The organism is Rhodanobacter soli, from assembly GCF_040548735.1.
Lineage (GTDB): Bacteria > Pseudomonadota > Gammaproteobacteria > Xanthomonadales > Rhodanobacteraceae > Rhodanobacter > Rhodanobacter soli_A.
On the sequence record NZ_JBEPSD010000001.1, the window covers coordinates 1,853,376 to 1,879,959 of the forward strand.

The 26,584-nt window shown below is 67.1% G+C and carries 27 protein-coding genes; 12 read left to right on the forward strand and 15 right to left on the reverse strand.

The genetic code is table 11. The features are described from left to right. Positions 1-51 precede the first annotated feature (51 nt). The 4 genes from glnA to ABIE04_RS08365 all read right to left on the reverse strand — a co-directional run bounded on the left by glnA (position 52) and on the right by ABIE04_RS08365 (position 4,090). Positions 52-1,461 (reverse strand): type I glutamate--ammonia ligase, encoded by a 1,410-nt coding sequence (gene glnA / locus ABIE04_RS08350; protein WP_354548570.1) that lies wholly within the window; start codon positions 1,459-1,461, stop codon positions 52-54. Between the two features lie 189 nt (positions 1,462-1,650). Further along, on the reverse strand, positions 1,651-2,982 hold the full coding sequence (locus tag ABIE04_RS08355) for an ammonium transporter (protein WP_354548573.1): 1,332 nt from the start codon (positions 2,980-2,982) through the stop codon (positions 1,651-1,653). 21 nt (positions 2,983-3,003) lie between these two features. Then, positions 3,004-3,342 carry a P-II family nitrogen regulator gene (locus tag ABIE04_RS08360; RefSeq protein WP_214556217.1) on the reverse strand — a complete coding sequence of 113 codons (339 nt, stop codon included), beginning with the start codon at positions 3,340-3,342 and terminating at the stop codon, positions 3,004-3,006. Positions 3,343-3,367: 25 nt separating this feature from the next. Next, positions 3,368-4,090 (reverse strand): TorF family putative porin, encoded by a 723-nt coding sequence (locus tag ABIE04_RS08365; RefSeq protein ID WP_354548575.1) that lies wholly within the window; start codon positions 4,088-4,090, stop codon positions 3,368-3,370. 382 nt (positions 4,091-4,472) lie between these two features. Between ABIE04_RS08365 and ABIE04_RS08370 the strand changes: the two genes are divergently transcribed. Then, entirely contained in the window at positions 4,473-5,270 is a 798-nt protein-coding gene (locus tag ABIE04_RS08370) for an undecaprenyl-diphosphate phosphatase (protein WP_354548578.1), read from the forward strand. Here ABIE04_RS08370 and ABIE04_RS08375 read toward each other — a convergent pair whose 3' ends face one another. Further along, entirely contained in the window at positions 5,271-6,254 is a 984-nt protein-coding gene (locus tag ABIE04_RS08375; protein WP_354548580.1) for a LysR family transcriptional regulator, read from the reverse strand. A 143-nt stretch (positions 6,255-6,397) separates the two neighbouring features. On the opposite strand from ABIE04_RS08375, the gene ABIE04_RS08380 reads away from it, so the two are divergent. The 5 genes from ABIE04_RS08380 to ABIE04_RS08400 all read left to right on the forward strand — a co-directional run bounded on the left by ABIE04_RS08380 (position 6,398) and on the right by ABIE04_RS08400 (position 13,698). After that, positions 6,398-7,645, forward strand: coding sequence for an efflux RND transporter periplasmic adaptor subunit (locus ABIE04_RS08380; RefSeq protein ID WP_354548582.1), 1,248 nt, complete (start codon positions 6,398-6,400; stop codon positions 7,643-7,645). Positions 7,646-7,822: 177 nt separating this feature from the next. After that, positions 7,823-11,014, forward strand: a complete 3,192-nt coding sequence (locus ABIE04_RS08385; RefSeq protein WP_354548585.1) for an efflux RND transporter permease subunit — start codon at positions 7,823-7,825, stop codon at positions 11,012-11,014. Beyond that, positions 11,014-12,456 carry a TolC family protein gene (locus tag ABIE04_RS08390; RefSeq protein WP_354548587.1) on the forward strand — a complete coding sequence of 481 codons (1,443 nt, stop codon included), beginning with the start codon at positions 11,014-11,016 and terminating at the stop codon, positions 12,454-12,456. Before ABIE04_RS08385 ends, ABIE04_RS08390 begins: the two co-directional genes overlap by 1 nt. Further along, positions 12,453-13,184, forward strand: a complete 732-nt coding sequence (locus tag ABIE04_RS08395) for an SDR family oxidoreductase (RefSeq protein WP_354548590.1) — start codon at positions 12,453-12,455, stop codon at positions 13,182-13,184. Before ABIE04_RS08390 ends, ABIE04_RS08395 begins: the two co-directional genes overlap by 4 nt. Before the next feature lie 25 nt (positions 13,185-13,209). Continuing rightward, entirely contained in the window at positions 13,210-13,698 is a 489-nt protein-coding gene (locus ABIE04_RS08400; RefSeq protein ID WP_354548593.1) for a nuclear transport factor 2 family protein, read from the forward strand. On the opposite strand, the gene ABIE04_RS08405 is transcribed toward ABIE04_RS08400, so the two are convergent. Then, positions 13,699-14,199, reverse strand: coding sequence for a nuclear transport factor 2 family protein (locus ABIE04_RS08405; RefSeq protein WP_354548595.1), 501 nt, complete (start codon positions 14,197-14,199; stop codon positions 13,699-13,701). It lies immediately after the preceding gene. Positions 14,200-14,745: 546 nt separating this feature from the next. Here ABIE04_RS08405 and ABIE04_RS08410 point away from each other — a divergent pair. Genes ABIE04_RS08410 through ABIE04_RS08425 form a run of 4 tightly spaced genes read left to right on the forward strand, consistent with a single transcriptional unit; the run spans position 14,746 to position 17,715 of the window. Further along, entirely contained in the window at positions 14,746-15,267 is a 522-nt protein-coding gene (locus ABIE04_RS08410; protein WP_354548597.1) for a DUF1993 domain-containing protein, read from the forward strand. A gap of 23 nt (positions 15,268-15,290) precedes the next feature. Beyond that, on the forward strand, positions 15,291-16,376 hold the full coding sequence (locus tag ABIE04_RS08415) for a sensor histidine kinase (protein WP_354548600.1): 1,086 nt from the start codon (positions 15,291-15,293) through the stop codon (positions 16,374-16,376). Continuing rightward, positions 16,373-17,131, forward strand: a complete 759-nt coding sequence (locus ABIE04_RS08420; protein WP_354548603.1) for a LytR/AlgR family response regulator transcription factor — start codon at positions 16,373-16,375, stop codon at positions 17,129-17,131. Before ABIE04_RS08415 ends, ABIE04_RS08420 begins: the two co-directional genes overlap by 4 nt. A gap of 8 nt (positions 17,132-17,139) precedes the next feature. After that, positions 17,140-17,715, forward strand: coding sequence for a hypothetical protein (locus ABIE04_RS08425; RefSeq protein WP_354548605.1), 576 nt, complete (start codon positions 17,140-17,142; stop codon positions 17,713-17,715). A 472-nt stretch (positions 17,716-18,187) separates the two neighbouring features. Here ABIE04_RS08425 and ABIE04_RS08430 read toward each other — a convergent pair whose 3' ends face one another. After that, positions 18,188-19,252 (reverse strand): alpha/beta hydrolase family protein, encoded by a 1,065-nt coding sequence (locus ABIE04_RS08430; protein WP_354548607.1) that lies wholly within the window; start codon positions 19,250-19,252, stop codon positions 18,188-18,190. 1,000 nt (positions 19,253-20,252) lie between these two features. Between ABIE04_RS08430 and ABIE04_RS08435 the strand changes: the two genes are divergently transcribed. Further along, positions 20,253-21,212, forward strand: a complete 960-nt coding sequence (locus ABIE04_RS08435; protein ID WP_354548610.1) for a TolB family protein — start codon at positions 20,253-20,255, stop codon at positions 21,210-21,212. Positions 21,213-21,264: 52 nt separating this feature from the next. Beyond that, complete coding sequence (locus tag ABIE04_RS08440; RefSeq protein ID WP_354548612.1) at positions 21,265-22,290, forward strand: hypothetical protein; 1,026 nt, start codon at positions 21,265-21,267, stop codon at positions 22,288-22,290. Between the two features lie 31 nt (positions 22,291-22,321). Here ABIE04_RS08440 and ABIE04_RS08445 read toward each other — a convergent pair whose 3' ends face one another. From ABIE04_RS08445 to ABIE04_RS08480, 8 genes are all read right to left on the reverse strand, one after another. Further along, positions 22,322-22,687 (reverse strand): cupin domain-containing protein, encoded by a 366-nt coding sequence (locus ABIE04_RS08445; protein ID WP_354548614.1) that lies wholly within the window; start codon positions 22,685-22,687, stop codon positions 22,322-22,324. Between the two features lie 11 nt (positions 22,688-22,698). Continuing rightward, on the reverse strand, positions 22,699-23,001 hold the full coding sequence (locus ABIE04_RS08450) for a putative quinol monooxygenase (RefSeq protein ID WP_354548616.1): 303 nt from the start codon (positions 22,999-23,001) through the stop codon (positions 22,699-22,701). 231 nt (positions 23,002-23,232) lie between these two features. Further along, the gene (locus ABIE04_RS08455) at positions 23,233-24,420 is read right to left on the reverse strand and encodes an AI-2E family transporter (RefSeq protein ID WP_354548618.1); all 1,188 of its coding nucleotides are present in this window, start codon (positions 24,418-24,420) and stop codon (positions 23,233-23,235) included. Continuing rightward, positions 24,417-24,737 (reverse strand): glycine zipper domain-containing protein, encoded by a 321-nt coding sequence (locus tag ABIE04_RS08460; RefSeq protein ID WP_354548620.1) that lies wholly within the window; start codon positions 24,735-24,737, stop codon positions 24,417-24,419. Before ABIE04_RS08460 ends, ABIE04_RS08455 begins: the two co-directional genes overlap by 4 nt. Then, entirely contained in the window at positions 24,734-25,219 is a 486-nt protein-coding gene (locus ABIE04_RS08465) for an ABC transporter ATP-binding protein (protein WP_354548623.1), read from the reverse strand. Before ABIE04_RS08465 ends, ABIE04_RS08460 begins: the two co-directional genes overlap by 4 nt. 23 nt (positions 25,220-25,242) lie before the next feature. Beyond that, entirely contained in the window at positions 25,243-25,605 is a 363-nt protein-coding gene (locus ABIE04_RS08470; protein WP_354548626.1) for a DUF883 family protein, read from the reverse strand. Positions 25,606-25,659: 54 nt separating this feature from the next. Beyond that, positions 25,660-25,815: a DUF1328 domain-containing protein gene (locus ABIE04_RS08475; RefSeq protein WP_007809737.1), complete on the reverse strand. Its 156-nt coding sequence runs from the start codon at positions 25,813-25,815 to the stop codon at positions 25,660-25,662. Between the two features lie 134 nt (positions 25,816-25,949). Further along, positions 25,950-26,573, reverse strand: a complete 624-nt coding sequence (locus ABIE04_RS08480) for a YbhB/YbcL family Raf kinase inhibitor-like protein (protein ID WP_354548629.1) — start codon at positions 26,571-26,573, stop codon at positions 25,950-25,952. Between the last annotated feature and the right edge of the window lie 11 nt (positions 26,574-26,584).

Genomic DNA, 26,584 nt, shown 5'->3' on the forward strand with positions numbered 1-26,584 from the left:
ACGACAACGGGCGCCGAGGCGCCCGTTGCTCCCACCGCATGGAGAGCTCGCTTACAGCGAGTAGTACATCTGGAACTCCAGCGGATGCGTGCTGGCGCGGTACTTTGTGACTTCCTTCATCTTCACCTCGATGTAGGCATCGATGAAGTCGTCGGTGAACACGCCGCCGGCCTTCAGGAACTCGCGATCCTTGTCCAGCGCTTCCAGTGCGGCGTCGAGGCTGGAGCAGACTTGCGGAATGTTCTTCTCCTCTTCCGGCGGCAGGTCGTACAGATCCTTGTCGGCCGGCGCACCCGGGTCGATCTTGTTGAGGATGCCGTCCAGGCCGGCCATCATCAACGCGGTGAACACCAGGTAGCCGGAGTTCATCGGGTCGGGGAAACGCACCTCGATACGGCGGCCCTTGGGGCTGGCCACGTACGGGATGCGGCAGCTCGCGGAACGGTTCCGCGCGGAATACGCCAGCATCACCGGCGCCTCGAAGCCCGGCACCAGCCGCTTGTAGCTGTTGGTGGTGGAGTTGGCGAACGCGTTGATCGCGCGGGCGTGCTTGAAGATGCCGCCGATGTACCACAGCGCGGTCTGCGACAGGCCACCGTACAGATCACCGGCGAACAGGTTCTCGCCGTTCTTGGCCAGCGACTGGTGCACGTGCATGCCGCTGCCGTTGTCGCCGACCAGCGGCTTCGGCATGAAGGTGGCGGTCTTGCCGTTCTGGTGCGCCACGTTCTTGATGACGTACTTCATCGTCAGCAGCTCATCGGCCTTCTTCACCAGCGTGTTGAACTTCACGCCGATCTCGCACTGGCCGGCGTTCGCCACTTCGTGGTGATGCACCTCGACGGTCTGGCCCAGCGATTCCAGCACCTTGCACATGTCGGCGCGCAGGTCGCCCAGCGAGTCGACCGGGCTGACCGGGAAGTAGCCGCCCTTCACGCCCGGACGGTGGCCGCTGTTGCTGCCCTCGTACTTGTAGCGCGACGACCACGCCGCTTCCTCGGAACCGATCTCGTAGAACACGCGGCCCGGGTCGTTCTGCCAGCGCACCGAGTCGAAGATGAAAAACTCAGGCTCCGGGCCGAAGAACGCGGTGTCGGCGATGCCGGTGGATTTCAGGTACGCCTCGCCGCGTTTGGCGATCGAGCGCGGGTCGCGGCCGTAGGCCTGCATGGTGCTCGGTTCCAGCACGTCGCAATGCAGGATCAGCTGCACGTGCGAGCTGAACGGGTCGAGGTGGGCGGTGTCCGGGTCGGGCAGCAGGATCATGTCCGACTCGTTGATGCCCTTCCAGCCGGTGATCGAGGAGCCGTCGAACATCTTGCCGTCCTCGAACGTCGACTCGTCGATCGCGTGGGCCGGGAAGGTGACGTGGTGATGCACGCCGAGCATGTCGGCGAAACGGAAGTCGACGAACTCGACCTCATGTTCCTGGATCAGGTCGAGCACTTTGTTGGCGGACATGGAGCAACCTCGGCGATGAATGGTGAGCTGGTCAGAGCAAGCCTCGTGCCAGCGGGAGCATGCGTTGCACGGCAACGGCTGACGGATGTTTCCGAGGCATCGGAACGGACCGGAAAGAAGCACAATGGTGCAATACGGTTGATGTATTGCACCATTGTGGGTCGTCGGCCGCGCTACGCGATGCCTTGCTCACACATCGTAGGCGCTTTCGCCGTGCGAGGTAATGTCCAGCCCCTCGCGCTCGGCCTCGTAGGGTACGCGCAGCCCGAACACCGCTTTCACCACCAGGTAGGCCAGCACCGAAACCAGTCCGCTCCAGAGCACGGTGATGCCCACGCCCAGCGCCTGCACGCCGAGCTGGTGGCCGATCGAGAAACCCGCCGCGCCCGTGCCGCCCAGCGCCGGCGCGGTGAACACGCCGGTCAGCAGCGCGCCCACGATGCCGCCGATGCCGTGCACGCCGAACACGTCGAGCGCATCGTCCGCGCGCAGCAGCTTCTTCAGCCCGGTCACGCCCCACACGCAGCAGAGGCTGGCCAGCGCGCCGATCACGATCGCGCCCAACGGCCCCACCGTGCCGCAGGCCGGGGTGATCCCGACCAGGCCGGCCACTGCGCCGGAGGCGCCACCGACCATCGAGGCATGCCCGCGCAACAGCGCCTCCACCGCCAGCCAGGCCAACACCGCGGCCGCGGTGGCCAGCAAGGTGTTGATGAAGGCCAGCGCCGCACCCGCGTTTGCCTCCAGGTTGGAACCGGCGTTGAAGCCGAACCAGCCTACCCACAGCAGCCCCGCGCCGACCATGGTGAAAGTGACGTTGTGCGGTTTCATCGGCTCGCGCCCGAAGCCCAGCCGCGGCCCGACCAGGTAGGCGCCGACCAGGCCGGCGACACCGGCGTTGATGTGCACCACGGTGCCGCCGGCAAAATCCAGCGCGCCTCGCGCAAACAGGAATCCGTCCGGCCCGGCCCACACCATGTGCGCGATCGGCAGGTAGGCGAAGGTGAACCACAGCGCCGCGAACAGCAACACCGCGCGGAAGCGCATCCGCTCGGCGAGCGCGCCCACGATCAGCGCCCCGGTGATCCCGGCGAAGGTGGCCTGGAAGGAAACGAACACGTATTCCGGCAACGACACGCCGGCGCTGAACGTGGCCGCCAGCGTGTCCTTCGTCACGCCGTGCAGGAACAGCTTGTGGAAATTGCCTATCAGCGCGCCGCCGCCGCTGAACGCGAGGCTGTAGCCGTACGCCACCCACAGCAGCAGCAGCAGCGAGAACACCGTCATCACCTGCATCAGCACCGACAGCACGTTCTTCGAGCGCACCAGGCCACCGTAGAACAGCGCCAGCCCCGGCACCGTCATCAGCAACACCAGCAGGGTCGAGGTGAGCATCCACGCCACGTCGCCCTTGTCGACCACCGGCACGGCGGCCTCGGCATGCAGCAGCGGCGCGGCTAGGCCCAGCACCAGCAGGGGCAACCACGTGCGGGTGCCGCGGAACAGCTTCAGATCTTTCATGGCATACCTCGCGTGGTTCGGTCAGAGGGCGTCGGCGTCGAGCTCGCCGGTGCGGATGCGGATCACCTGGTCCACGCCGGTGACGAAGACCTTGCCGTCGCCGACGTTGCCGGTGCGGGCGGCCTGCTGGATTTCCTCCAGCACGGCATCGAGCAGGTCGTCGGGCACCACCACCTCGACCTTGAGCTTGGGCAGGAAATCGACGACGTACTCGGCGCCGCGGTACAGCTCGGTATGGCCCTTCTGGCGGCCGAAGCCGCGGACCTCCGTCACCGTGATGCCCGACACCCCGGCACGCGCGAGTGCATCGCGGACCTCGTCGAGCTTGTACGGACGGATGATGCTGGTGATCATTTTCATGGATGGCTCCACCGATGGAATGTCTTCAGAACGACCTGGCCAGGCTCAGCACTGCCGTGGCGCGGCCCAGGTAGTGGCCGCGCGCATTGGTGTAGACCGACGCGTTCGCGTTGGTGTCGTAGTAGCCCAGTGCCGCCGACCATCCGCTGCCGAAATTCCGGGTCACGCCCAGCTTCCAGTCGCTGTACGAGGCGCCGGCGACGTTCTCCACCTGCTGATGGCCGACATGCGCGTTGAGCAGCCAGCCCGGCGCGAACTCCTGGTTCCACGACAGGTCGACGTAGCCGCTGTGCTCGCTGTCGGCATAGCCGAACAGGTCGGTGAGCGCATACGAGTACTTCAGCGACACGCTCTTCCAGGCCAGCGCGGCATAAGCCTCGGTGGTATTCGGCAAGACGAACCCCGCCGGATAACTGCCCGGATACTGGTAGCGGTACACGCCGATGTCGTAGCTCCAGTCGCCGCCGAAGCTGCCGCGGTAGCCGCCGTAGAGGTCGAGCTCCACGCTGCTCGAGATCGGCGCGACGGAGGTCGAGGCATCGGACAGCCAGCTGACATTGCTGCCCCAGCCGCCGAGGTACCAGCCGCTGGCGTGGTCGAACTCGACACCGGCCTGCACGGCGGGCTTGCGATTGGTCTGCGACATGCCGCGGAACAGGTAGTCGTTGACCACGCCCGCGCTGCCGACCCACTTGCTGGCCGGGGCCTCGCCGGCCAGTGCCGGCGCCAGGGCGGATGCCATGACCATGGGGACAGCGGCAACCATGGATATCCAACATCGCTTCATGAGTTCGTCTCCCCTGGAGAAGCAGCGGTTAGTAAACAGACGTCCAGACGTCCATTCACGAACCATGCGGTTGCATGGCGCTCAAGCCATCTCAGCAAGCCCCGTGCCACGGTGGGAAAACGTTGATGCGGCGGCATCCGCCGAACGGGAGCGCGTCGGCCGCGGCTGCGTTAGCACCAGCAGCACCCGCCGCCATGGACCGTTTGCACTGTTCCAGTGCGTGCCGGATCGACCGTCCGCTCGGCCCGCGGCCATCCCTCGCGGCGGCAAAACCCCGTAAGCTATGGCGCTTCACGCCGGCAGTCCGTTCGCTGGCCCGCCCCATCCCGCAACGGATCCGCCCGTGATCGATCTGCTCAACGTCATCCTGCTAGGCATCATCGAAGGCATCACCGAATTCCTGCCGATCTCCTCGACCGGCCACCTGCTGATCGCCGAGAAGTTCGGGCTGGGCGCGCGCTCGGACCTGTTCAACATCGGCATCCAGGCCGGCGCGATCCTGGCGGTCACGCTGATCTACTGGAAGCGCATCTGGCAGCTACTGACACAATGGCGTGAGCCGGTAAACCGTGACTACCTGCTGAAGCTGGTCGTGGCGTTCGCGATCACCGCCGTGCTCGGCTTCGTCGCGGTGAAGCTGGGCTTCAAGCTGCCCGAGACGGTGACGCCGGTGGCCTGGGCGCTGGTGATCGGCGGCCTGTGGATGATCGCCGCCGAACGGCTGGCGGCGCGCCAGCCGGAGCGCAGCGAAGTGACATGGCGCGTAGCGATCCTGGTCGGCATCGCGCAGATGATCGCGGGCATCTTCCCCGGCACCTCGCGTTCGGCCGCGACGATCTTCGCGGCCATGCTGTTCGGCACCAGCAACCGCGCGGCGGCCACCGAGTTCGCCTTCCTGGTCGGCATCCCCACGATGTACGCGGCCACCGGCTACGAGTTGCTGAAGGTGGTGAAGGGCGGCGGCGCCGCGCACGAGGACTGGACCGCCCTGGTGGTGGGCTTCGTGGTTTCGGCGATCATGGCGTTCGCCGCGGTGAAGTGGCTGCTCGGCTACATCCGCAGCCACACCTTCACCCCGTTCGCGATCTACCGCATCGCGTTCGGCATGGCGCTGCTGTTGCTGGTGCCCACCGGCGGCTGATCACGCCGCCTGGGCGTCGCTGACCAGCCTCTCGCCGCGTGCGGTCTTGCCGGCGGCGGCAGCGGCGGCGGCAATTTGGCATTGCGGTTTGCTGGTGCGCTCGAACAGCTCGCTGATCCAGCCGATGAACGCCTGCACGCGCGCCGACAGGTGGCGCTTCTGCGGGTAGACGATCCATACCGGCGAGCCGGTGGAAATCGTGTCGCTCATGACGATTTCCAGCTGGCCCTTGGCCAGTGCGCTGGCGGCCAGGCAATGCGGGATCTGGATGATGCCCAGGCCGGCCACCGCGGCCTGGATCACCGACTCGCCGTCGTTGATCAGCATGTGCGCATCGATGTCCAGCGCGATGCGCCCGCCCGGCGTGTCGAACTGCCACTGGTACGGCTTGCCGCTGCTGGGGTAGACGTAGTTGATGCAGCGGTGCTGCTTAAGTTCCTCGATGTTCTGCGGCGCGCCGTACTTGCGCAGGTACTCGGGCGAGGCGCACAGCACGTTGCTGAAGTAGCCGAGCTTGCGCGCGATCAGGTTGGAATCGGCCAGTTCGCCCATGCGGATCGCGCAGTCGTAGCCTTCCTCGTTGAGGTCGAAGTGGTAGTCGCACATGGCCAGTTCGAGGCGGATGTCCGGATAGCGCTGCTCGAACGCGGCCAGGTTCGGGATCAGCGCGGAACGGCCGATGGCCGAATGCGCGGCGACCCGCAACTTGCCCACCGGATGGCTGCGCGCATGCCCCAGTGCCTCGGTCGCCTCGCTCAGGTCGGCGAGGATCTCCTTGCAGCGCGCATGGAACGCGGCCCCGTCGTCGGTCAGGCGCAGCGACCGGGTGGAGCGGAACAGCAGCCGCGCGCCGAGCTGGCCCTCCAGCCGCGAGACGGCACGGCTGACCCCGGACGGGGTCATGCCCAGTTGGCTGGCGGCGGCGGCGAAACTCTTGGCCTCGACCACGCGGACGAAGGTCGAAATGGCGGAAAAGTCTTCCATTGTTTCAATTCCTCGTCGATTCGTGACTGTGGCGCACGAGTGTAGTGCGCAAGAAACGGATTTTCTATACCGGAAAGTACACCTATTCTCTCGACCCTTCGCCGGGCATCCGTGCCCGGCCTACAAGGTTCTGGGAGCGCAAGATGAAAAAACAATGGATGCTGGTCCCCCTGATCGCTGTCGGCGTGCTGGGCAGCTGGGTTCTCCTGCACGGCAACGACAGCCATGCACAAAGCCCTGCCGGCGGGCCGCCACCGGAAGTGACGGTGGCGCAGGCGCTGACCCGCAAGGTCAGCGACAGCGCCGAGTTCACCGGCCGGCTGGAAGCGGTGAACACGGTGCAGGTGCAGCCGCGGGTCGGCGGTTTCGTGGAGTCGGTGCATTTCCAGGAAGGCGCGCTGGTGCACAAGGGCGACGTGCTGTTCCAGCTCGACGCCCGCCCGTACCAGGCCGAGGTCGACCGGCTCGCCGCGAACCAGGCGCAGGCGCGGGCCGAACTGAGCCTGGCCGAGACCAACCAGCGCCGCGCCGAGATGCTGCTGGCCCAGCATGCGATCGCGCAGCAGGAAGCCGATCGCCAGGCCACCAGCGCGCAGAGTGCGCGCGCCCAACTGGGCGCCGCCACCGCCGCACTGGCCGCGGCACGGCTGAACCTGGACTTCACCCAGGTGCGCTCGCCGATCGACGGCCGCGTCAGCAATGCCCGCGTCACCCCCGGCAACCTGGTCACCAGCAGCGACGTGCTGACCAGCGTGGTCTCGGTGAACCCGGTCTACGTCTACTTCGACGTGGACGAGCAGACCTGGCTCAAGCTCGACCACCTGCGCGCCAGCGCGAAGCAGGCCGGCCGCAACGCACGGATCGAGGCCGCGATGGGCCTGGCCGACGAGGCAGGCTACCCGCATGAAGGCCGCCTCGACTTCGTCGACAACCAGCTGCACACCGGCTCCGGCACGATGCGCCTGCGCGCGGTGTTCGACAACGCCGACGGCCTGTACACGCCCGGCCTGTACGCCCGCGTGCAGCTGCAGAGCGGCCAGGCCAGGCCGCGCGTGCTGGTGGACGACCGCGCGATCGGCACCGACCTCGGCAACCAGTTCGTCTACGTGGTCGACAAGGAGCACAAGGTGCAGTACCGCAAGGTCGACACCGGCGCGCTGTTCCATGGCCTGCGCGTGATCGACAGTGGCCTGGGCGCCAACGACGTGGTGGTGGTGAACGGCCTGCAGCGCGTGCGCCCCGGGGTCGAGGTGAATCCGCAAAAGGTGGCGATGAGCTACCGCCTCGGCAACGCCGACAAGGCGCTGGTCGAGCGGGACGATGTTCCGGATGCCGTCGATTCGCGCACTGCGCAAATCAATACGGCGCCCCCCAAGACTCCGCAAGGTTGAGCACAGGCTCCCTCTCCTGCGTGCAGCAGGGGAGGGTTGGGGAGGGGTGAAGCCCTCCAGCGAATTGCAAAGCCTGAGAGCAAGAGCGTTACCCCCTCCCCACCTCCCCCTGCGCTGCAGGGGGAGGAGCAAAAGAAAGACCGAAGCCGTGAAACGACTTCGTCGAGGACTCTTTGCATGAAAAACATCGCTCAATTTTTCGTCGACCGGCCGATCATGGCCGCCGTGCTGTCGCTGCTGTTCGTGATCACCGGCTCCATCGCGGTGTTCAAGCTGCCGATCAGCGAATACCCCGAAGTGGTGCCGCCCACCGTGGTGGTGCGCGCCGCCTATCCCGGCGCCAACCCGAAGGTGATCGCCGAAACCGTCGCCACGCCGCTGGAGGAACAGATCAACGGCGTGGAAGGCATGCTGTACAGCTCCTCGCAGGCGACCAGCGACGGCGCGATGACGCTGACCGTGACGTTCGCGCTCGGCACCGACCTCAACACCGCCCAGGTCGACGTGCAGAACCGCGTGGCGCAGGCGCTGCCGAAACTGCCCGAGGAAGTGCAGCGGCTCGGCGTGACCACGCAGAAGAGTTCGCCCGACCTGACCATGGTGGTGCACCTCACCTCGCCCGACCAGCGCTACGACATGCTGTACCTGTCGAACTACGCGCGGCTGCACGTGAAGGACGTGCTGGGGCGGCTCGACGGCGTGGGCGACGTGCAGATCTTCGGGGCCGGCGAATACTCGATGCGCGTGTGGCTGGACCCGCAGAAACTGGCGCAGCGCTCGCTCACCACCGGCGACGTGATCAACGCGATCCGCGAGCAGAACGTGCAGGTCGCCGCCGGCGCGCTGAATGCGCCGCCCGGCCCCAGCAACTCCGCGTTCCAGCTCAACATCAACACGCGCGGCCGGCTGGTCAGCGAGGACGATTTCCGCAACATCATCGTGCGCACCGACGCGCGCGGCGGCGTCACCCATCTGGGCGACGTGGCCAAGGTCGACCTGGGCTCGAACAACTACGCGCTGCGCAGCCTGCTCGACAACAAGCCGGCGGTGGCGCTGCCGATCTTCGCGCGGCCCGGCTCCAACGCGATCCAGATCTCCGACGAGGTGCGCGCCACCATGGCGCAGCTGAAGCAGGAGTTCCCGCAGGGCGTCGACTACCAGATCGTGTACGACCCGACCGTCTTCGTGCGCGGCTCAATCGAGGCCGTGGCGCACACGCTGCTGGAGGCGATCCTGCTGGTGGTGCTGGTGGTGATCCTGTTCCTGCAGACCTGGCGCGCTTCGATCATCCCGCTGGTGGCGGTGCCGGTGTCGCTGATCGGCACTTTCGCCGTGATGTACCTGGCCGGCTTCTCGCTCAACGCCTTGAGCCTGTTCGGCCTGGTGCTGGCGATCGGCATCGTGGTCGATGACGCGATCGTGGTGGTGGAAAACGTCGAGCGGCATATCGAACTCGGGCAGACGCCGCGCGAAGCCACGCGCAAGGCGATGCACGAAGTCACCGGCCCGATCGTGGCCACCGCGCTGGTGCTGTGCGCGGTGTTCATTCCGACCGCCTTCGTCAGCGGCCTCACCGGCCAGTTCTACCGCCAGTTCGCGCTGACCATCGCGATCTCCACGGTGATCTCCGCGTTCAACTCGCTGACCCTGAGCCCGGCGCTGGCCGCCGTGCTGCTGAAGGGCCACGACGCGCCGAAGGACCGCCTCACGCGCGGCATCGACCGCGCGTTCGGCTGGCTGTTCCGCCCGTTCAACCGCGTATTCCATCGCGGTTCCGAGCGCTACGTGGGCGGCGTCAGGCGCATCGTCGGCAAGGGCAAGCTGGCGCTGGTGGTGTACGCCGGCCTGATCGCGCTGACCTGGTTCGGCTTCTCGCACGTGCCGACCGGCTTCGTGCCGGGCCAGGACAAGCAGTACCTGGTGGCGTTCGCGCAGCTGCCCGATGCGGCCTCGCTCGACCGTTCCGAAGACGTGATCCAGCGCATGGGCGCGATCGCCTTGAAGCAGCCAGGTGTCGAACATGCCGTGGCCTTCCCCGGCCTGTCGATCAACGGCTTCACCAACTCGACCAACTCCGGCATCGTGTTCGTCACGCTGAAGCCGTTCGAGGAACGCCGCAGCGCGGATCTGTCGGCCGGCGCGATCGCCGGTGCGCTGAACCAGAAGTTCGCCTCGATCCAGGACGCGTACATCGCGGTGTTCCCGCCGCCGCCGGTGATGGGCCTGGGCACGATCGGCGGCTTCCGCATGCAGATCGAGGACCGCGGCGACCGCGGCTTCGACGAGCTGTACCAGCAGACGCAGAACCTGATCGCCGCCAGCCGCAAGGATCCGGCACTCGCCGGGCTGTTCTCCAGCTTCCAGATCAGCGTGCCGCAGGTGGACGCCGACGTGGACCGCGAGAAGGCCAAGACCGTCGGCGTGAACCTGGGCGACGTGTACCAGACCATGCAGGCCTACATGGGCTCGCTCTACGTGAACGACTTCAACCGCTTCGGCCGCACCTACCAGGTGAACGTCTCGGCCGACCCCGCGTTCCGCCACACGCCCGAAGACATCATGCAGCTGAAGACGCGCAACGCGCAGGGCCAGATGGTGCCGCTGGGTTCGTTCGTCACCGTGAAACAGGGTGCCGGCCCGGATCGCGTGCAGCACTACAACGGCTATCCCACCGCCGAGATCAACGGCGGCCCGGCGCCGGGCTTCAGCTCGGGCCAGGCGCAGGCGGCGATGGAAAAGCTGGCGAAGGACAACCTGCCGAACGGCGTCAGCTTCGAGTGGACCGAGCTCACCTACCAGCAGATCCTCGCCGGCAATACCGCGATCCTGGTGTTCCCGCTGTGCGTGCTGCTGGTGTTCCTGGTGCTGTCGTCGCTGTACGAAAGCTGGTCGCTGCCGCTGGCGGTGATCCTGATCGTGCCGATGGTGCTCTTGTCCGCGATCGCCGGCGTGTGGCTGTCGGGTGGCGACAACAACATCTTCACCCAGATCGGATTGATCGTGCTGGTCGGACTGGCGTGCAAGAACGCGATCCTGATCGTGGAATTCGCCCGCGAACGCCAGCATGAAGGCATGAGCCGCCACGAAGCGGTGCTGGAAGCGGCCCACCTGCGGCTGCGCCCGATCCTGATGACCTCGTTCGCCTTCATCATGGGCGTGGTGCCGCTGGTCACCTCACACGGCGCCGGCGCCGAGATGCGCCACGCGATGGGTGTGGCGGTGTTCGCCGGCATGCTCGGCGTAACCATCTTCGGGCTGATCTACACGCCGCTGTTCTACGTCGTCATTCGCGCCCTGGTCGAGCGCCGCGAGGCGCGCGCGGCCGAACGCGCCGCCGCGCACGCCCAGCCGGCGCTGGAGAACCACTGATGAAAACCTTGCTCAAGATCGCCGCGCTCAGCGCGGCCCTGATCCTCGCCGGCTGTGCCAGCGTGGGCCCGAACTATCACGCCGAGAAAATCGCCGCGCCGCAACTGCAAGGCCTCGACGCCGCGCAGGAGAACAACGCGCAATTCCAGGCCGCGTGGTGGAAGCAGTTCAACGACCCCACGCTGGATGCGCTGATCCAGCGCGCCGCGGCGAACAACCTGGACCTGCGCATCGCCGTGGCGCGGCTGCATGAAGCACGCGCGCTGCTCAGCGGCGCGAAGTCCGCGCAGCTGCCGACCATCGACACGGACGTGAACTACACGCGCAGCCGCGGCCAGCAACCCGGCTTCAGCGATCAGCGCAGCACCACGACGACCTACCAGGCCGGCTTCGACGCGTCATGGGAGCTGGACCTGTTCGGCGGCGTGCGCCGTTCGGTGGAAGCGGCCGGCGCCGATCTCGGCGCCAGCGAGGCGGCGCTGCACGACGCCCAGGTCAGCCTGCTGGCCGAGGTGGCGCGCAACTACTTCGAATTGCGCGGCAGCCAGTTGCGGCTGGACATCGCGCGCCGCGACATCGACAACCAGCAGCAGACCGTGCACCTCACCGAGGTACGCCAGCAGCTCGGCTCCGGCGCGGAGCAGGACGTGGCCAGCGCGAAGGCGCGCCTCGCCGCGGTGCAGGCGCAGCTGCCGCTGCTGCAGACCCAGGCCAGCGCCAGCGAATACCGTCTCGCCGTGCTGCTCGGCGAGCGCCCCGGCGAGCTGGACATCGACGTGTCGCCGAAAAGCTTCACCCCGATCGCGGCGAGCCTGCCGATCGGCGACGCCGGCGACGTGCTGGCGCGCCGTCCGGACGTCCGGATGGCCGAACGCGCCTACGCCGCCGCCACCGCGCGCATCGGCGTGGCCAAGGCGGACTTCTTCCCGCACATCTCGCTGGGCGGCTTCCTCGGTTTCCTGTCCGGGCGCAGCAACGACTTCGGCAGCCCGTCGACGCGCGCGTGGTCGCTGGCGCCCAGCATCAGCTGGGCCGGGCTCAACGTGCAGCGCGTGCGGGCGAACCTGCACGCCAGCGAGGCGCGCAGCGATGCGGCGCAGGCGAACTACCAGCGCACCGTGCTGGAAGCGATTGAGGACATCGACAACGCCGTCACCGGTTTCAACCAGCAGCGCATCCGCGTCGATCACCTGATCGAGCAGGGCACGCAGAGCAAACGCGCCGCCGACCTCGCGCGCATCCGCTACCAGGAAGGCGCTACCGGCTTCCTCGAACTGCTCGACGCCGAACGCACCCAGCTTGCCGCCGAGGACGACTTGGCCCAGGCCGAGGCGGCCATCAACACCCGCGCCGTCGCCTTGTACAAATCGCTCGGCGGCGGCTGGCAGGCCTGCGGCGACGAGCGCTGCAGCGCGGTGGCCGCAACCAGCACCGCGCCATGAGCCACCCGGCTCGGCGCCTGCCGGCGGCGACGCCGGTCTATCGCGTGGCCCTGGTCAGCGGCGCCAACCGCGGTCTCGGCTTCGAGGTGGCGCGCCAGCTCAGCGAACGCGGCATGACCGTGCTGCTCGGCGCACGCGACCTGGACAAGGGGCTGCACGCCGCGCGCCAGCTGGCCGGCGCGCCGGGCGAGGTGATCGCGGTGCAGCTGGACGTGACCCGCCAGGACCAGGTCGACACGCTGGCGCGCTGGATCGAGATCACCTACGGCCGGCTCGACGTGCTGGTCAACAACGCCGGCGGCCACTACGACCCCCGCGCCAATCCGGCCAACGCCGACCTCGCCCCCGCGCGCGACGCGATGGACACCCACCTGTTCGGCACCTGGCGGCTGTGCAGTGCGATGCTGCCGCTGATGCGCCGGCATGGCTACGGCCGCATCGTCAACGTCTCCAGCGGCTGCGGCGCAACCGCCACCGGCGGCGCCGGCTGTCCGGCCTACCGGGTATCCAAAGCGGCGTTGAACAGCTACACGCGCGCACTGGCCGCCGAGCTGGACGGCAGCGGCATCCTGGTCAACGCGGTCTGTCCCGGCTGGGTCGCCACCGACATGGGCGGACCCGGCGGCCGCCCGGTAGCCGCCGGCGCCGCCGGCATTGTCTGGGCCGCCTGCATGCCAGAGCACGTCACCGGCGGCTTCTACCGCGATGGCCAGCGCATCGCCTGGTGATCGCGCCCGACTCGGAGCAACACGTGTGAACACACCCGACCATCCACTTCACCCGTCAGCCAGTGCAGACGAACAACTCGCCATCGTCGATGCGCTGTATCGCTTCGGCGCCGGCCAGGACCTGCGCGATCGCGCGCTGTTCGAGTCGGCCTTCGCCGAACACGCCACGCTCGATTTCACCGGACCGGCGTGGCGCCTTGGCGCCGCCATCCCGGTGTTCGAGGGCCGCCAGGCGATCGCCGACACCATCTTCGCCGCGATCGACGGGCTCGACACCACCCACACCGTGACCAATCCGCGGGTGACCGCGTTCGACGGCGCGCACGCCACCTTGTTCGCGCTGGTCGAGGCACAGCATCTGCCGCGCCATGACCACTCGCGCCACTTGCTGCTCAAGCACATCTACACCACGGAAATGTCGCGCCAGGCAGCACAGTGGCAGATCGAACGCATGCAGATCGACATGGTGTGGTTCAGCGGCGATCCCGCCGTGCTGTTCCCCAAGCCAGGCTGATCAGCCCTTGGTGGCCGCGCTGTGCTGCGAGTACAGCGCGTGCCAGCGGCCGCCCACGTAAACGAAAACGTCGGACGAGCGCACGTCGCTCGCCGCGCCCTTCGCCGGGTCGTAGAACGAGAGGATCGCGGTATCGCCGCGGATCACCACCGACTGGCCCGATGGGTGCGCCTTCAGCCACGCCTCTACCTTGCGCCGTTCCGCATCGTTGCCGCGGTTCTTCGCCGCGTGCGCCACGATCGCGGCCTTCGGATGCACCGCACCGTCGGCGCCGACCGAGCGATACTCGGGCAGCAGCAGCTCGTCGAGCCAGGCGGTGTCGCCATCGAGTTCCGCTTCCAGCCAGTGCTGGTCGACCGCGATCACCGCCGCCTCGTTCCTGCCGGTTTCGTCGACGTCGGCCGCGCTGGCGGCGGCGGTCGCCGCGATCGTCATTTCGGCACCCAGCACCAGCACGGCGAGGCACGCCATGCCCACCTGAAAGAGACCTTGCTTGCGCATGCTGCTGTCCTCGTCAACGGCGGGATTGCCGCCGTTCCAGCGTGCGTCACCCGTCGCCGGGGTGCAGCGCTTCGGTGACGGACGCGCGTCGTGGCGGGACAAGCGGCGGGACTGCGCCGTCCAGCGGCACAGCCCCGCTCGCGCGCATCGCCCCACGACCGCTCGCCGCAACCGTCAGGCCGTTCGTCACCGCCGCCACTCCGGTAATCACAAGCTCGGCGACTCCCGTCGGCGGCACAAGCGAGTCTGTGCTGGATCGCCACCACCAGCGCCGCCCCGGGAAACACGCAATGAAAGCATCGACAGCACTCTGCACCCTGCTGGTGAGCGGAAACGAGGCGCGGCTGGGACCGGATCACCGCACGCTTTACTTCAGCGCCGCCGACCGGCGCGTCCACCGCATTTCCCTCGCGCCCTGGCTGCTCCCGCGGCCGGCTCGCTGAGCGCCACGCGATGGCCGAAGCATGGCCTCCAGCACTGTTGCACACGGCGTTATCGCCGCACACTGTGGCGTCAGGCACCGCCGCCAACTCTCCAGGAGTCCCCATGGCCACTCAGGAAATCGCCGAGCTTCAGCGTGTCTTCCTGTCGCGACTCGACACCCTCGACCACATTCTCGACGTTGGCGAAAAGCACCTCGCCGATCCCGCGGCAGCCCTGCAGGAACGCCTTGCGCCGGACATGTTCCCGCTCGGAACGCAGATCGCTTTTGCGTGCAACCAGCCGCGCGGTTTCTCGCAATGGTGCGCCGGTGAGCCGGTGGAGAACCTGGCGACGGACGTCGACTCCATGGCGTTGGCGCGCGCGCATATCCGCCAGACCAGGGAACGCGTTGCCGGCATCCGCGCCAGCGACGGCAAGCTGGAGGAGATCAAGCGTATCGGCCTTGGTCCCGGCAGATACTGCGAGCTGCCGGCCCGGCAATACGTGAGCGATTACCTGCTGCCCAACTTCTACTTCCACATCACGACGGCATACGCCATCTTGCGCAAGCTCGGCGTACCGCTCGGCAAGGCCGACTACATGAGTTTCCTGGCTCCCCACGTAAAGCACACAGAGGACACCTGATTCTTCGTGCACGGGAGCATCGCGTGACCGACCAAGACACTTCGCGCTGGCAACGACTCGCCCTGAGCTTCGGCTTCTGGACGCTGCTGGCGCTGTCCTACGCGTTCAGCGGCGGGCTGTCCTCGATCAGCGAGGGTAACCCTCCCGGCTGGCTACGCGCGCTCAGCTGGAACCTCGGCAACTTCTGGTTGTGGATGGCGCTGGTGCCGCTGGTGGGCTGGCTGGGCCGGCAGACGGCAGGACGCAGCTGGGGCCGCTTCTTCGCCGTGCAGGTGCCAGCCAGCCTGGGCGTGGCGCTGCTGCAGATGCTGGCGCACCTGATGCTGTTCTGGTACCTGAGCGGGCCCGGGCGCATGCCGGTACACACGCTGGGCCAGTACCTGCGCATGGAGCTCGCCTACAGCTTCCACCTCGCCGTGCTTACCTACTGGGTGATCCTGGCGGTGCTGCGCGGGATGGAATCGCGGCGGCACCTGCGCGACGAGCGCCTGCGCCGCACGCAACTGGAGACGCAACTGGCGCAGGCACAATTGCAGGCGCTGCGCATGCAGCTGCAGCCGCACTTCCTGTTCAACACGCTCAACGCGATCTCGGCGCTGGCGCTGGCCGACCCGCTGCAGGCGCGGCTGATGATCGCGCGCCTGAGCGACTTCCTGCGGCTGACCCTGGAGGAACGCCACGCGCCGCAGGTGCCATTGGCGCGCGAGCTGGAATTCCTCGCCTGCTACCTCGGCATCCAGCAGGTGCGTTTCCAGGACCGGCTGAGCACGCAACTCGACGTGGACGACGACACGCTGGCCGCGGCGGTGCCGAACCTCATCCTGCAACCGCTGGTGGAGAACGCGCTGCGCCACGGCCTGCAGGACAAACCCGGCGCCGGCACCCTGCGCATTTCCACGCGCCGCGACGGCGACCGGCTGCAGCTGCGCGTGGACGACGACGGGCTCGGCCTGCCGCCGGCTGGCACCGCCGAAGGCATCGGCCTGGGCAACACGCGCTCGCGCCTGCGCATGCTGTTCGGCGACGCGGCGCAGCTCGAACTCAGCCCGATCCCCGGCGGCGGCACGCGCGCCGAGGTGCGCCTGCCGTTCGCCGAGCACGTCGCATGAACAACACGCCTCGCCTGCGCACCGTGCTGGTCGACGACGAAGTGCTGGCGCGCCTCGCGCTGCGCCAGGCGCTGGCCAGCCACCCCGAAGTGGAGATCGTCGGCGAATGCGGCAACGCCGCCGAGGCGATGCAGGCGGTGCGCGTGCTGCGCCCGGACCTGCTGTTCCTGGACATCCAGATGCCCGGCATCGACGGCTTCGAACTGCTGCACGAACTGACGCCCGACCGCCTGCCGCTGGTGGTGTTCGCCACCGCCTTCGCCGAACACGCGCTGCGCGCGTTCGATGCGATGGCGCTGGACTACGTGCTCAAGCCGATCGAACAGGCGCGCTTCGACCAGGCGATGGCGCGGGTGAACCAGCACTGGCAAGGCCTGCATGCGACGACCGGCACAGCGGGCGAGCCGGCGCCGACCCATGGCTACGTGCAACGTCTCAGCGTGCGCCACGGCGAACACATCCGCGTGCTCGCCGTCGACGACATCGACTGGATCCGCGCCGACGGCAACTACCTGCACATCCACGTCGGCCCGGAGCGCTACCTGCACCGCGACACCCTGCGCCACCTGCTGCTGCAACTCGACCCCGCGCGCTTCCTGCGCATCCACCGCGGCACCCTCGTCAACCTGGCGCGCATCCGCGAAGTGCATCCGTTGTTCAAGGGTGGGGCGGAGATCGTCCTGCACGACGGCACCCGACTAGATCTGAGTCGACGGTTTCGTGCCGGGGCGCGCAGCGTCTTGGGCCTGCCCTGACTGAGGTGATGGAAGTGAAGGTATGGGAACTCAAAAGTGGCTCCGTCAATGACTATGCGCCCCTGGTCTTTGCCAGCGACAAGGACATCGAGTCAGGCATGTTCGACACCTCTGGCACCAGCCTCTCCTGGTCAAAGAAGCCCAAGGTCGAAGTCTTCGTCGAACCTGGAAGAAAGAAACCCAAACCGCTGGCAGACATCAGTGCGCTGACTTCTGGCGCCCTGGTCATGAACGACAAGGCGAAGGCTGCGCTCGAGCCCTTCCTGTCGCGCTTCGGGCAGTTCCTCGAGATGGACTGCGCAGGCGAGTCGCGCTGGTTCTACAACGTGACCAACATCATTCCTTGTATCGACGAGGCTCGCTCGGCCAAACGCCCGAGCGGTTCGTTCGTGAAGGAGGAATTCTTCGAGGACAGGCTGCCCCTCGACGCGGCTGTGTTCAAGGATCCGCTCACGGCCGCGGCTGTGCTCTACGTCAACGAAGCGGGCAAGGCGGCACTGGAAAGAATCTTTACCGAAGCCGACATCGTTGGCGCCGCCATTGTCGAGCTCGGGCCAACCAAGAAGCCTCGACCGCGACCCTGATTCCAGCGAGCGCCGCCGCGCATCGGCCGCCACACAACAAGCAAGCCGATGGCAGGTGAATGTGGTTCACACTTGGTGTGGCGCCTCAGAATGCGCCACGAGGAACAGATCCGCGTACTCGCCATCGACGACGATTGCATCAGCCTCGCAACTTTCGATGATCAGACGCGCCGGCGAATTTGATCGGGCTCCCGAAAGGCGGGATGGCAGGTTACGGCCCCAAGGCGACGGTCGCGAGCGTCTGCTTTGAGGAAGGCTGATTGCGATTAACACCGGACATGGACAGCAGGCCCTGACGGACGAAAACGGCGCACCCCCGCAACGGGCACCCATCTCGCGCCATGCAGTTGCGGTCGACTCACCATCAGCACACGAGGCAAGACGTCTTCGAGTACCGATCTGCCAGTGCCTTGCACGGTCAAAACAGACGGTCAGTGGACGCTGGAACCGGGTTCCCGGCTGACTCGCGATCTCAACGAGACGGTGTCACAAGCGTCTTGCGGAAGAACGTCAGCGCATCGGCATTGACCTGCCGTTGAACGGCGGCGCGATCCACGCCCGACGGATCTTGGCAGAGGCTCGGTAGATGTTTAGCCAGCTGCGGCGAGCACGGCCCCATGAACACATAGTGCCCGGCGTTGGGTACCATCTTCATGCCATCCAGCGATTTGATCAGCGGCGCGATGTGCAGAACGTTGTATTGCGGGATCAGCACGTGGTCGTTCTGGCCGTAGTAGAGGAAGACCGGACGGTTGACGGTTGCCAATCCGTCTTTGCCGAAGACAACGCTAAACGGTGCCATTGCGAAGGCGGCCTTCACGCGCGGGTCGTCGGGATTGCCCCAGTGCGTGTACTTTTTTTGCAGGGCGCCAAGATAGCTCTTCAAGCTTTGATCTGGCGCGGGAAGCGTCTTCAGGAATTCGCAGATCCCTTCCTTGTCAGCAGGATTTTCGTCGCAGTAGGTCATCAAACGGTCGAACCGCGGAACCGCACCCACAAGCAGCAGGGCCGTGTAGCCACCGGCAGAGAATCCGGCTGCGCCAATCCGGTTCGGGTCAACCAATGTCTTCCAGCGTGGATCGTTCAGCAGCATGCTGATCGTGGCCGATACCTGGATCGGGCGCCCCCCCAACACAGCTGCATGGCCATTGCCGCTGCTGTCGAGGTAATTGTCCTTGGGATGCAGAAGTGTTGCAGCGATGAACCCATGGCTTGCCAGCAAGATCGCCATGTTGCGGAACTCGAGGTCGTCTCCCCCGTGGCCGTGCGAAATCACCACCAGCGGCTTGGTGCCTGCAATCGGTGGTGCGTCCCGAGTGGCATGCAATTCATAGGCTCCGACCCTGGTCACCCGACTGGCCTGTGAGGATGGGTAGAACACATATCCAGGCATCGTGCCGCCGTTGACTGGGTCATGGATCGTGATGGGTGAAACACCTACGCCAGCGTTCGTTTGCGCAAATGCGGCGAGCGGCAGAACCAGCAACAGTGGCGCGAGCCAGCGCCAAATTCGGAAACGATGATCGATGGCAATCACGGGAAAACCCTCGAAGGCGGGTGGAAACCAGAAGACACGAGCAAGCCGAGATCCGCCGCGCTTGACCCATCTGGCAATGGCCTACCGGCGCGTGGGGACGGTACCGAGCCAAACGCGGCAGCCGTCGCGGACCAGTACTACACAATAGCCACGCGCGGGCTGGGCGCGCGTGCCAGATGTCATCACGAGCAACGCCATGTCCCACCTTGGCAGCAATTGCCCGTCCGGCCATACACGACGCAGGCAAAAGAAGCCTCCACGGCGCTTCACCGAGGTGCCGCTGCCGAGTTGCCTCTTGGGAACGTCCGCCATCGGGGATGTCAGCCGAGATTGCGAACGACCGGTTGTGGCCGAAAGCAGACATCCATAACAGCAAAACCATCGCCCCAATTCTGCAACCTTGCATCTTGGCTCTTTCGCTCTCGCAACCGCGCAGCGGTTGCGCACCGAGTGCGGGCCATGGCGAGGGCATGGATGCTCGAGTTGAGGCAACGCAGGAGCAGTTGCCCGATGGCCCGCCGCTCTACCCGGGGCCCCTGTGCGGTGGTGAGTCGGGGTCGACAGGCCGCGCAGCGGGCATCGACAGGGATGTCGATGCCTTTTCGCCAGGGCAGGATGCCCTGTCGAAAAGCCCGGCCCCGGCTCACGGATTTGCCGGGCAGGAAGCCCGGCAAGCGCCAAGCGGGGTGGCCTTCTCTTTGGGTTACTTTTCTCTTGGCCACGCAAGAGAAAAGTGACTCGGCTGCCGAAGGCAGACGAAAGCTCTTCGCTTTACGCGCAGCCTCGCCGCAGGCGTACCGGCTGAAGTGCGATGCCTGCCTTCACAGGCATGACGGGGTGGGGGATAGGGGGTTTCCACGGTTCCGCGGCGAGGCGGAGCCGATTGTCCCGCGCTGACAACCGCTGGTCACAGCGAGTCTCCGCTCGTCACAAAGCGGCGGCAGTGCACCGACGCCGCTGTGCAGACTCGGCCGCATCATTATCGCGTCGAGGAACACGCATGGCCCGTCGCCCGCTCACCCTGTTCGCCTGCAGCATCGTCGCGCTGGGCCTGTGCGGCGCCGCCGGCGTCCACGCCGCCGACATGGCACCCGCCACACCGGAAATCTTCGCGCCCGGCGCGATCTCCGGTCCGGCAGGCGTGGATTGCCTGACCTTCGCGCCCGACGGCGCCACCGTCTACTTCGACCAGCAGGCGGGCTGGAACGGTTTCATCATGGAATCGCACCGCGTGGGCGACGGCTGGTCGACGCCGCAGATCGCGCCGTTCTCCGGGAAGTGGCAGGACCACGATCCGGCGATGGCGCCGGATGGCTCGTTCCTGGTGTACACGTCCAACCGCGCCGCCGTGAGCGGCGGGCCGGCGCTGCACGGCGGCCAGCTGTGGCGGGTCGATCGTCGTGGCAACGGTTGGGGCGAGCCGCAGCGATTGCCCGACGCGGTGAACGTGGGCAGCAGCGTCTACGCGCCGAGCGTGGCGGTCAACGGCGACGTGTACTACCAGCGCCGCGATGACGCCACGCACGAGTTCCGTCTCTATCGCACCGCCTGGCGCGACGGCCATTACCAGCCGCCGCAGCGGCTCGCGCTGGGCGATCCGGCCGCGCACGAGCTGGACCCGGCGATCGCGCCGGACCAGTCCTTCATCGTGTTCGATGCCAACTACGCCGGCAAGGACAAGCCCGACCGGCTGTACCTCGCCTTCCGCGAGGGCGATGGCTGGAGCGCGCCGATCGACCTCGGCGACGCGGTGAACCGCTACGAGCCCTGGGGCTCGCACCTGAGCCCGGACGGACGGACGCTGTATTTCACCAGCAACTACACGGCGAAGGTGGGCTACCCGCGCTCGCCCGCGCAGGCGCGCGCGGACCTGGCGCGCATGCGCGCGTGGGACAACGGCAACAACCATATCTGGCGGCTGTCGCTGGCGCCGTGGCTGGCGGCGCACCGCTCGCGATGACTTCCGTCCCGGCCGGCATCGCCAGTGCGATCCGCCGATACCCCACCAGGAGATGACCGTGTCCCCACGCAACCTCGTCCTCGCCGCCTGCGTCGCGGCCACGCTCGCCACGCAAGCAGCCACCGCCGGCGAACTGTTCGGCCCCGGCGTGATCTCCACCGGCCTGCAGGAAACCTCGGCCGCGCTGACGCCGGACGGCAACACCGTGTACTTCATGCGCTCGGATTTCGCCGAGGCGGACGACACCATCCTGGTCTCGCATCGCGCCGCGGGCCGCTGGTCGACGCCGCAGGTGGCCGCGTTCTCCGGCCAGTGGCACGACTCCGAACCGACGCTGTCGCCCGACGGCCAGCGCCTGTACTTCGTCTCCAACCGGCCGCCGCACCCTGACGGTGCGCCGGTAACTGCCACGATGAACGGACGGAGTTTTCCCGGCACAAACCTCTGGTATGTCGCGCGGCAACCGAACGGCGGATGGGGTGCGCCGCTCCACGTCGACGGCGCGCTCAACGACGGCGCGATGATCTACAACCCGTCGGTGGCGGCGAACGGCGATATCTACTTCTCGGCGCATCGAGAGGATTCCGGCAAGGCGTACCAGATCTACGTGGCGCGCGATCACGGCCATGCCACGCCCGAACGGCTGGCGCTGGGCGACCTGGCGAACAACCGCATGGATCCCGCGGTCGACCCGCTCGGACGCTTCCTGCTCTACGCCGGCAACGAGGGCGACGCGCTGGGCAGCGCCGACATCTACATCGTGTTCCGCCAGCCGGACGGCGGCTGGGGCAAACCCGAACACCTGGGCGGCGACGTCAACAGCCGCACGCTGGAAAACGCACCGTCGCTGGGGCCGGTGTTCGGCGAACTCTACGTAGCGAGCGCACGCCGCGACGACGTGCACTTCCCCAAGCCGCGCGACGATGCGGCCGCGCTGCAACGGCGCCTGCAGTCGCCGCTGAACGGCTCGCGCAATCTCTGGCGCTTCGACATCTCGCCCCTGCTGCGCGCGCATGGCATCACGCCGGCGGCGAACGCCGCCACGGCCCATCCCGCTTCCGCGAAGAAACCGGCATGAATGCCCGCTGCTGGTTGAACCGCGCGGTGCGCTACACCCACACGTCGTTCTGTGCGGTGTACGCGCCGCCTGCATCGCCGGTGTTGACCACGCCGCGTGGCTCGACCAGCATGACGCAGCATTCCTGCTCGGCCACCGGGCGATGCTCCACGCCTTTGGGGACGACGTACATTTCCCCGGCAGCGAGCGGGATGGCCTTGTCCCTGAATTCGAGCGTCATGGCGCCCTGGAGAACGATGAAGACTTCATCCGTGTCCGCGTGCGCATGCAAGACAAACTCGCCCTGCAGCTTGACCAGCTTGAACTGGTAGTCATTCATCTCGGCAATGACGCGGGGCGACCAACGTTCCGAGAACCTGGCGAGCTTGTCCTTCAGATTGATCGCACCGTCGGTCATGGCGCACCTGATCACGCGTTGTCTTTCACATACTGCGGCGTCACGCTGCGGATCTCGCCCGACTCGGCAAGCAGCGCCTGCGTGTCCCGCTGATAGTCGGAGAACCAGGGTTGCTGCGCGAACTCCCGGATGCTGGCGGGGTCGCCCAGCCCGAACACGATGATCCGGTCGGGGTCGCCGTCATCGTAGCAATAGTAGAAACCGAGCGTGCTGCCGGCGATGTAGTCGCGGGCGTATTTTTCCCAGACGCGCCTGACCTCGTCGCGCTGGCCGGGTTTGGCCTTGAGCATCACCAGGCTGGCATTTCTGTTCATGGCATCTCCTCACGTTCGTTGGCTTCGCGGTCGCCGCGTGCGGCCGCCAGACACCAGGACGCATGGGAAACCGCCATCGTGACAAGTCGATCCAGAAATTTTTTGGCGCAGACCCCATAACCAGGGACGGCGCTCGCGTTGATCGAGACCCGGCGGCGACAGGCAGCGGCCATGCGCATCGTCGACGAGCCGGCGGGCCGTGCCCGCCCTACGATGCCAAGGCAGGGCGCCCTAGCGCTGCACGATGTGCGCGAACCATTCCCAGCCGCGCACGCGTTCGGTGATCAGCTTGGTGCAGGTCAGCATCGGCACCGCCAGCAGAGCGCCGGGGATGCCCCACAGCCACCCCCACACCAGCAGCCACAGCAGGATCGCGATCGGGCTGAGCCGCATGCTGGCGCCCTGGATCATCGGCGTGATCAGGTTGCCCTCCACCGCGGTGATGCCGGCGAAGGTCAGCACCGGCAGGAACACTTCGAGGCTCGCATCGTTCGCATACAGCATGCACACCACCGCCAGCAGGGTGGTGGTGACGATCGCGCCGACGTAGGGAATGAAGTTGGCGAACATCGCCACTGCGCCCCACAGCAGCGGGTCGGGCACCTTGTACAGCCACAGCATGCCGGCGGTGATCGCGCCGAGGCTGGCGTTGATCAGCAGTGCGGTGAGCAGGTAGCGCGATACCTCGGTCTGGATGCCGCGCACGATGGTCACGGCATGCCGCTTGTAGGCGAAGCTGGGGGTGATCTCGACCAGCCGGCGCAGCATCGAGTCGCCGTAGACCAGGAAGAAGAACACCAGCAGCAGCACGCTGAGCACGGCCGCCAGCACTTTCGGCGCGGTCGAGACCACGTCCCAGGCGCTGATCGACATCGGCGTGGACTGCGGCGAGGCCGCACGGGTGCTGGAGCCGCTGCTGACCAGGGTCTGCGTGGCGCGGTTCGCCGCCTCCAGCGGCTTGGTGAAGCTGCGCAGCTTCGGCACGAAGCTGCGGATCGCCGTGGGCGCGCCGTGGAACCAGCCGACGGCCGGTTGCGCCAGCAGGCCCACGCCGCTGCCGATGCCGACGATCAGGCCGAGCATCAGCACGCTGGCGGTGAGCCAGCGTGGCAGGCGGATGCGCGTGCCGAAGGCGACGATCGGGTTCAGCGCCAGGCCGATGAACGCGGCCAGCACCAGCGGAATCAGCAGGGCCTTGGTCAGGGTGATGGTGTACAGCAACGCCAGCAGCAGCAGCGCGTTCAGCACCATGCGTACCGCATGCAGGTGCCGGCGCATGCCGCGCGCGGCATTCAACTGGCGCAGCCCGTGCCGAACCGCCGCCTCGGCCACCGCCGGCTCCGCCGGGATGACGATGGCGCCAGCCTCGGCCACGCCCCCGTCCGGCGCGGGCGGAGATACCTGTTCGGATTCGCTCATGCCGGCTCGCCGCCCTCGGCATCCGCTGCAGCGGCGGCACGCGGCATCGCGCCCAGCTCCGTGATCAATCGCACGCCATGGGCCACCATCTCGACCACGCCGCCACCAAGCAGCGGACCCAGCCCCGGCACCCGCAGCGGATGCACGTCGAGGCTGCCCAATACGAAGCCGGCACCGGCGGCCGCGCCCACCGTCGTCAGCGGATGCTCGCGGCCGCGCACCAGCAGGGCCGCCGCCGGCGTGGTCAACGCGTGCCGTGCCGCGCGCATGCGCAACTGGGCGGCCTGCACCCTCGCCACGCGATCGAACATGCTCACGGCCGCTCCTCCTGCTGACTGTCCTGCCTATTGTCCTGCCCGGCCGTGTCGCCGGCTTCGGCCTTTTGCAGGGTCTCGCGCATCATCGCACTCCATTCGCCGCGTGTGGCGGGCAGGCTCATCCAGTGCATGCAGCGGCGGAACAGTGCGATCGAACCAAGCAGGAACAGTACCTGCAGCAGCGCCAGCGCCAGCAATGCCCAGATCCACGAACCGAACCACGCCGCCAGCAGCACGCCGATCAAGCCGAGCAGGGTCAGGCCGAGGGCGACCCCGGCCACGGTGGCGGCCAGCGCCGCCAGCAGCAGCCACGAGATCGCGCTGCGCGCCAATCCCAGTTCCGCCGCCAGCAGTTGCATCTGCGCGCCAAACAGCCGCTTGACCGCGCGCGCGAGCTGGCCGACCTCGGCCAGCAATCCAGACGACGACGGCGCCGGATCCGGCGCCGCCGCTGCGCGGGGTGACTCACCCTCGTCGTGCATTCCCGATCCTTGTGCCGCGTCGCTCAACGTCGCAGGATGCGGCCGATCAGCCAGCCGGCGCCAAGCGCGATGGCGACCGACTGCACCGGCTTCTCGCGCACGTAGTCGCGCACCTGCTCCAGCCACGCGTCGGCGCGATCCATCGTTTCGTCGTAGACCTCGCGGCCACGCTCGCTGGCCTGTGCGGCCTTGCTACTGGCCTTGTGGGCCACGCCGGCAGCCTTGTCGGTGGCGTGGTGCAGGCCTTCCTCGACATGGTCCGCGGCGCGATCCACCTTTTCCTTGGTAGCGGCAACTGCCTCGGAAGTGGCCTGCTTGATCCGTTCGGCGCGTTCGTCGATGCGATCGCCGACGGCCTGTTCGGGGGTCTGGACTTGCTTGTTCATTGCATGCTCCGGAGAAGACTCATGGTGGCACAGTCGCGATACGACGGCCGGCCATCAACTGGCGCGGCGGAAGAACGCGATGATCGCCAGAATCAGGAAAATGACAAACAGGATCTTCGCGATGCCGGCAGCGGCGCCCGCGATGCCGCCAAAACCCAGCACGGCGGCAATGATCGCGATGACCAGGAAAACCAAGGCGTAGTGAAGCATGGGGGCATCCTCTTTGCTGAATGACGGTTGTGGGGAAACCGCGTGCCGTCATTCACCCACAGCCCGTGCCATGCGGGTGTGAAGAGAGCCGGCACCACCCTGCACGCGATGCCGACGTTTGCGCTCGCGTGCGTTCAGCCGGCGACGGCCGGGTTCAGGCTGTAGGTGCCGACCAGCTCCGCTTCGGCCAGCACGTGGCCGACCATCGCCGCGCGCAGTTCGGCCAGCGAAAAGCCCTTGATCAGGGGCAGCGCGGCCACGTCGAGCGCGTGAATCTTGAAGTGATAGTGATGCAGCAACGCGTCGTTCCACGGCGGGCACGGGCCGTCGTAGCCGAGGTATTCGCCGCCCATGTCGGCATCGCCGCTGAACCAGCCGGTGAAGTCGTTCACGCCCTGCACGCTGCCCGGCGGACCGAACGGCTCGCGCTTGCCGCGCGGGGTGACTTCGTCGCTGCAGGCACCGGCGGCGAGCTCGCCGCATTCGGCGGGAATGTTCGCCATCAGCCAGTGCGTGAATTCCACCCGCGGCAGGTCCGCCGGCACGCTGCGGCCTTTCTGGTTCACGTCGTCGCCGCGGCTGGGCACGTCGGTGTCGATGCAGGTGAGCACGAACGAGCGGGTGGCGGATGGCGCGTTCTTCCAGGCCAGGTGCGGGCTCAGGTTGTCCGACAGCGCGAACGGGTCGGCGCGCTTGCCGAACGCGAACTCGGCGGGAATCGGCTGGCCGTCATCGAAATTGTCGCTGCGTAGTTGCATGGGTGTCTCCA